Genomic DNA, 4,589 nt, shown 5'->3' on the forward strand with positions numbered 1-4,589 from the left:
TCGGACTGGGACGAGGATACACGGGACGAGAAGGTCAAAGCCGCCCTGGTCGAACGCGGGCTGACGGGCTGGGCCGTGTCCTATTTCCCGATCCACAGCCAGGAAACCGTTGAGTTCATGAGGGACCGCGACCTGGGCGAATTGCTTGACCGAATTGCCAAGAACCCCGGCCCGCGCATCGGTACGGAGTAGTATCCATCTCTGCCGTGGGCAGGCGTAACGAACTGAGCTGGCCCCATTTTCGACCGGACACCTGGGCCTGAACCAGGAGGCTTACAGCTCCTCCGGCATGACGCTGAACGACCCCTTGCACTGCTCGAAGAACGCGCCCGGATCGTTGTGGGGCAGCTGTGTCTCCGCCCCGCTGCGGTAGTCAAATCAGTTCTCGCCAGAACACCGGTGTCAGCAGAATGTAGACGGTGATCATTTCGAGCCGTCCCAGAAACATCCCGACGGTTAGGACGAGCTTGGCGGGATCACTCAGCGTTGCGAAGTTCCCCGCCGGGCCGATGACGTCTCCGATCCCGGGGCCGACATTCGCGAGCGCAGTGAGAGCGCCGCTCGTTGCCGTCGCAAAGTCGAGACCAAGAAAGGCCAGAACGGCTGCCAGAACGCCAAAGGTCACCGCGAAGAACAGGAAGAACGCGATGACACCGTTGATCACCTGCTCGTCCACCGGACGGCCTTCGTAGCGGACTATCGCGACCGCATGCGGAAGGTGGATCTTCCGAAGATGCGAGGAAATGGCGCGACCGACCAGGACCCATCGCATTGCCTTCACGCCGCCCGAAGTCGACCCAGTGCATCCACCCGCCGCCGTGAGGATAAAAATGGCCACGATGGCGGTGGATCCCCACTGCGTATAGTCGGTCGTAGCGTTGCCTGTCGTAATCACAACCGACACGACGTTGAACGCCACAAGCCTGAGCGCGTCCATTGGCTGCATGCCGTCTGAAACCGAAAGCCATATGGAAAGACAGACGATGACGAGCGACAGACTCCGCGATTGCCGAGGCCGGGACCGAGCGCCGGGAGCCGAACCGCGACTTGGCGGCGACCGACGGTTTGCCTATCGGGACGACACCAACCAAATGATTCCGCGTGCCGCCGACCGGATTCCGCGCTTCATTGTAAGCCAACGCGCTCAGTTCGGAACGCTAGCCCCCATGATGTAGTAGCCAATGGCAAGGATGATGAGCACGGCAACGACCGTTTTGATGGTGTTCTGCTGGGTCATGGAGCCTCCTCGCCGTCGGCTGGTTGCCATTATCCAATATGATGTATCGAAGATGCGTGTTCCTCACCTGATGACGTAAGGCGTGTTCGAACATCGTTCTCACAATCTGAGGTAGAAATACGTTGATAAGCGGTGCCAGCCCATCACGACGCCGCCGCGTCGGACTGTCGCCCGACTCCTGACGCGCCTTCCTAGGCTGGTTGGGCAGGTGGCGGGCATAAGCCGGGCAAGGCCCGGAAAGGGCGTTGTTCCGGCCGCGCCATGAAGCTTGCCCCGGGGCCGCAAGTTGCAGATACGATGGAAGCTGCAACGCAAGGCAAGGATCGCCATGACTATAACTCCAGTCCTTCTCTGCGGCGGATCGGGCACGCGCCTGTGGCCGCTATCGCGCAAGTCCTACCCTAAGCAGTTCGTGAAGCTCCTGGGCGATGAAAGCCTGTTCCAAGCCTCCGCGAAACGTTTGACCGGCGAGGGGTTTGCGCCACCGCTGATCGTCACCGGGTCCGATTTCCGGTTCATCGTGACCGAGCAGCTGGCCGCCGCCGGGATTGACCCCGGCGCGATCCTGATCGAGCCGGAGGGGCGCAACACCGCTCCCGCCGTGCTGGCCGCCGCGCTCTGGCTGGAGCAATCCGACCCGGAGGCGCTGATGCTGGTCGCGCCGTCCGATCACGTGATCCCCGACGACGACGCCTTCCGCGTGGTTGTCGAGACCGGCGCAGCGGCGGCCGAGGCGGGGCGGCTGGTTACCTTCGGCATTACGCCTGACCGTGCGGAAACGGGCTATGGTTGGCTGGAGCTGAAAGCCGCGCCCGAAGGGCCGGCTGAGGCGATGGAGCTACTGCGCTTCGTCGAAAAACCCGACGCTGCGGCGGCCCAGGACATGCTCGAACAGGGACGCTTCCTTTGGAACGCGGGGATATTTCTGTTCAAGGTCTCGACAATCCTCGCGGCCTTCCGCGCCCACGCTCCGTCGCTACTGGAACCGGTGGGTGCGGCCGTGGCACAGGGCAAGGCGGATCTCGGCTTCTTGAGGCTGGACCCGGAGGTCTGGAGTGAGGCCGAGAATATCTCGATCGACTACGCGGTGATGGAGAAGGCGGACAATATCTCGGCCGTGCCCTTCGGCGCCGGTTGGTCCGACCTTGGCGACTGGCACGCCGTCTGGCGCGAGATGGAGAGCGACGCCGACGGTATCGCCACCTCCGGTCCGGCCACGGCAATTGAATGCACCGACACGCTGCTGCGCTCGGAAAGCGGCGACATGGAGGTCGTGGGGATCGGATTAAAGGACACGGTAGTGATCGCTCTGCCGGACGCGGTGCTGGTAGCCGATGCGACTCGAACCCAAGACGTCAAGCAGGCTGTCGCCTTGCTGAAGGAGAAGGGTGCCAAGCAGGCCACTGCTTTCCCGCGCGATCACCGGCCCTGGGGCTGGTTCGAGACGTTGGCCCTGTCCGACCGCTTTCAGGTCAAGCGGATCGTGGTGCATCCCGGCGCATCGCTGAGCCTGCAGTCGCACCACCACCGCTCCGAACACTGGGTCGTCGTGCAGGGCACAGCCAAGGTGACAGTGGACGAGGTAGAGAAGCTGCTGACGGAGAACCAGTCGGTGTATATCCCGCTGGGCGCGGTGCACCGAATGGAGAACCCCGGTAAAGTGCCGATGGTACTGATCGAGGTGCAAACCGGCGCCTACTTGGGCGAGGATGACATCGTGCGCTACGAGGATATCTACGCACGGGAGTGAAGGTTTCGGGTGCAGCCAATACCGCCACCCGGGGCCCGCCGGCTTGAGAGCTACGACACTACGCGCTAGGCCGGCGAAAGCTATTGAGCCGGCCAGAACGACGCTTTGACTGCAAGACATCTCTTAGGGACCTAATCGCCATGCAGCCGCCGGGGCTAGACTGGACCGGCCGGTCTAGTCTCGCCCAAAAGCCGCGGTCTATAAGTGGGCCGTCGTCGCGCGAAAGTCTCAGCCCATGCGTATCCTGCTGGTTCACCGCAATTTCCCCGGCCAGTTCCGCTATCTCGCGCCGGCGCTGGTAAAGGCCGGCCACCAGGTCGGCGTGCTGACCTGGGAGGGCAACACCAACCCCCAACCGCTGCCCACTGCGCGCTATCGTCACCGGATGGTCGCGGCCGAGGGCCTGGGCGGCACCTATGCGCAATATGCCGACCTGGGCGCCACGGTGGCCCGCGCCGCCGACCAGCTGCGCCGGCGCGGCAACGAACCCGATGTCATCTTTGGCACGATCAGCTGGGGCGAGACGCTGTTCCTGCGCGAGGTCTGGCCAGACGCGCGGCATCTGGGCTATGCCGAGTTCCTCTACGGCACTCGCGGCCGCGACACCGGCTTCGACCCGGAGTTCTCGCGGCACGACCTCCCCACCCGGCTGCGCACCTTGGCCCGCCGGGCGCATCTGATGATGGCAGCGCTGGATGCCGACGGGCTGTTATGCCCCACGCGCTGGCAGGCCTCGACGTTCCCGGACGACCTGCAGTCGAAGATTTCGGTGATCCATGACGGTGTCGACACCGCCCGCATCGCGCCGGATCCGGGGGCCAGCTACCAGGTGCCGAACGGCCCGCTGCTGCGGGCGGGCGACGAGGTGCTGACCTTCGTGAACCGCAATCTCGAACCCTATCGCGGCTATCACATCCTGATGCGGGCCCTGCCGAAGGTGCTGGCCGCCCGGCCCGAGGCGCAGGTGGTGATCGTGGGCGCGCACGGGGTGGGCTATGGCCCGGGCCCGGGGGAGGGCAAAAGCTGGCACCGGGTGTTCCTGGACGAGGTGAAGGACCGGCTGGACCTGTCGCGTGTGCATTTCGTGGGCCGCGTGCCCTATGCCGATTTCCTGAACATTCTGCAGGTCAGCCGCGCGCATGTCTATCTCAGCTATCCGTTCGTGCTGTCCTGGTCGATGCTGGAGGCGATGTCCGTCGGCGCTTGCGTAGTCGGCTCGGACACGCCGCCGGTCGCCGAGGTGATCGAAGACGGGGTCACGGGGCACCTGGTGGATTTCTTCGACGTGGACGGCTGGGCGGAAAAGCTTACCTCGGTCCTTGCCGACCCCGCGGCGCAGCGCCCGATCCGCGCCGCCGCCCGGCAGCATATCGTCGACAACTACGACCTGGCCTCGGTCTGCCTGCCGCAGCTGATGGAGTTCGTGACCGGCTAGCCCAAATGTTTCGCGCGCGAAACATTTCGAAGGGTCGGCGAGCAGCGCAAAGTCCCGCACAAGCCACTCCTTCTTTATCAGGCTGCTGAAGAAGTCGGGTTGGAAGGACGTTATTCCTGTCGCCGGGGCTGGAAGGCGGGTCGCTCGCAGATGCGAACGTCGGGTCC

The 4,589-nt window shown here is 64.2% G+C and carries 4 protein-coding genes; 3 read left to right on the forward strand and 1 reads right to left on the reverse strand.

Going from position 1 to position 4,589, the window contains the following annotated elements; translation table 11 throughout:
- Nucleotides 1-192: hypothetical protein (locus P1J78_RS24180; RefSeq protein ID WP_275569932.1), on the forward strand; the 192-nt coding region annotated here is incomplete at its 5' end.
- A 181-nt stretch (nt 193-373) separates the two neighbouring features.
- Here the strand turns inward: P1J78_RS24180 and P1J78_RS24185 are convergent.
- Nucleotides 374-937: a potassium transporter TrkG gene (locus P1J78_RS24185; protein WP_275569933.1), complete on the reverse strand. Its 564-nt coding sequence runs from the start codon at nt 935-937 to the stop codon at nt 374-376.
- Nucleotides 938-1,565: 628 nt separating this feature from the next.
- Between P1J78_RS24185 and P1J78_RS24190 the strand changes: the two genes are divergently transcribed.
- Entirely contained in the window at nt 1,566-2,987 is a 1,422-nt protein-coding gene (locus P1J78_RS24190; protein ID WP_275569935.1) for a mannose-1-phosphate guanylyltransferase/mannose-6-phosphate isomerase, read from the forward strand.
- 235 nt (nt 2,988-3,222) lie between these two features.
- Nucleotides 3,223-4,422, forward strand: coding sequence for a glycosyltransferase (locus tag P1J78_RS24195; protein WP_275569934.1), 1,200 nt, complete (start codon nt 3,223-3,225; stop codon nt 4,420-4,422).
- Nucleotides 4,423-4,589: the final 167 nt, after the last annotated feature.

Source organism: Psychromarinibacter sediminicola (assembly GCF_029168335.1).
Classification (GTDB): Bacteria; Pseudomonadota; Alphaproteobacteria; order Rhodobacterales; family Rhodobacteraceae; genus Psychromarinibacter; species Psychromarinibacter sediminicola.

Bases quoted from the DNA above. Each gene is read 5' to 3' on its own strand.
- P1J78_RS24185 (WP_275569933.1), bottom strand. From the start codon at position 937: ATGGACGCGCTCAGGCTTGTGGCGTTCAACGTCGTGTCGGTTGTGATT.
- P1J78_RS24190 (WP_275569935.1), top strand. From the start codon at position 1,566: ATGACTATAACTCCAGTCCTTCTCTGCGGCGGATCGGGCACGCGCCTG.
- P1J78_RS24195 (WP_275569934.1), top strand. From the start codon at position 3,223: ATGCGTATCCTGCTGGTTCACCGCAATTTCCCCGGCCAGTTCCGCTAT.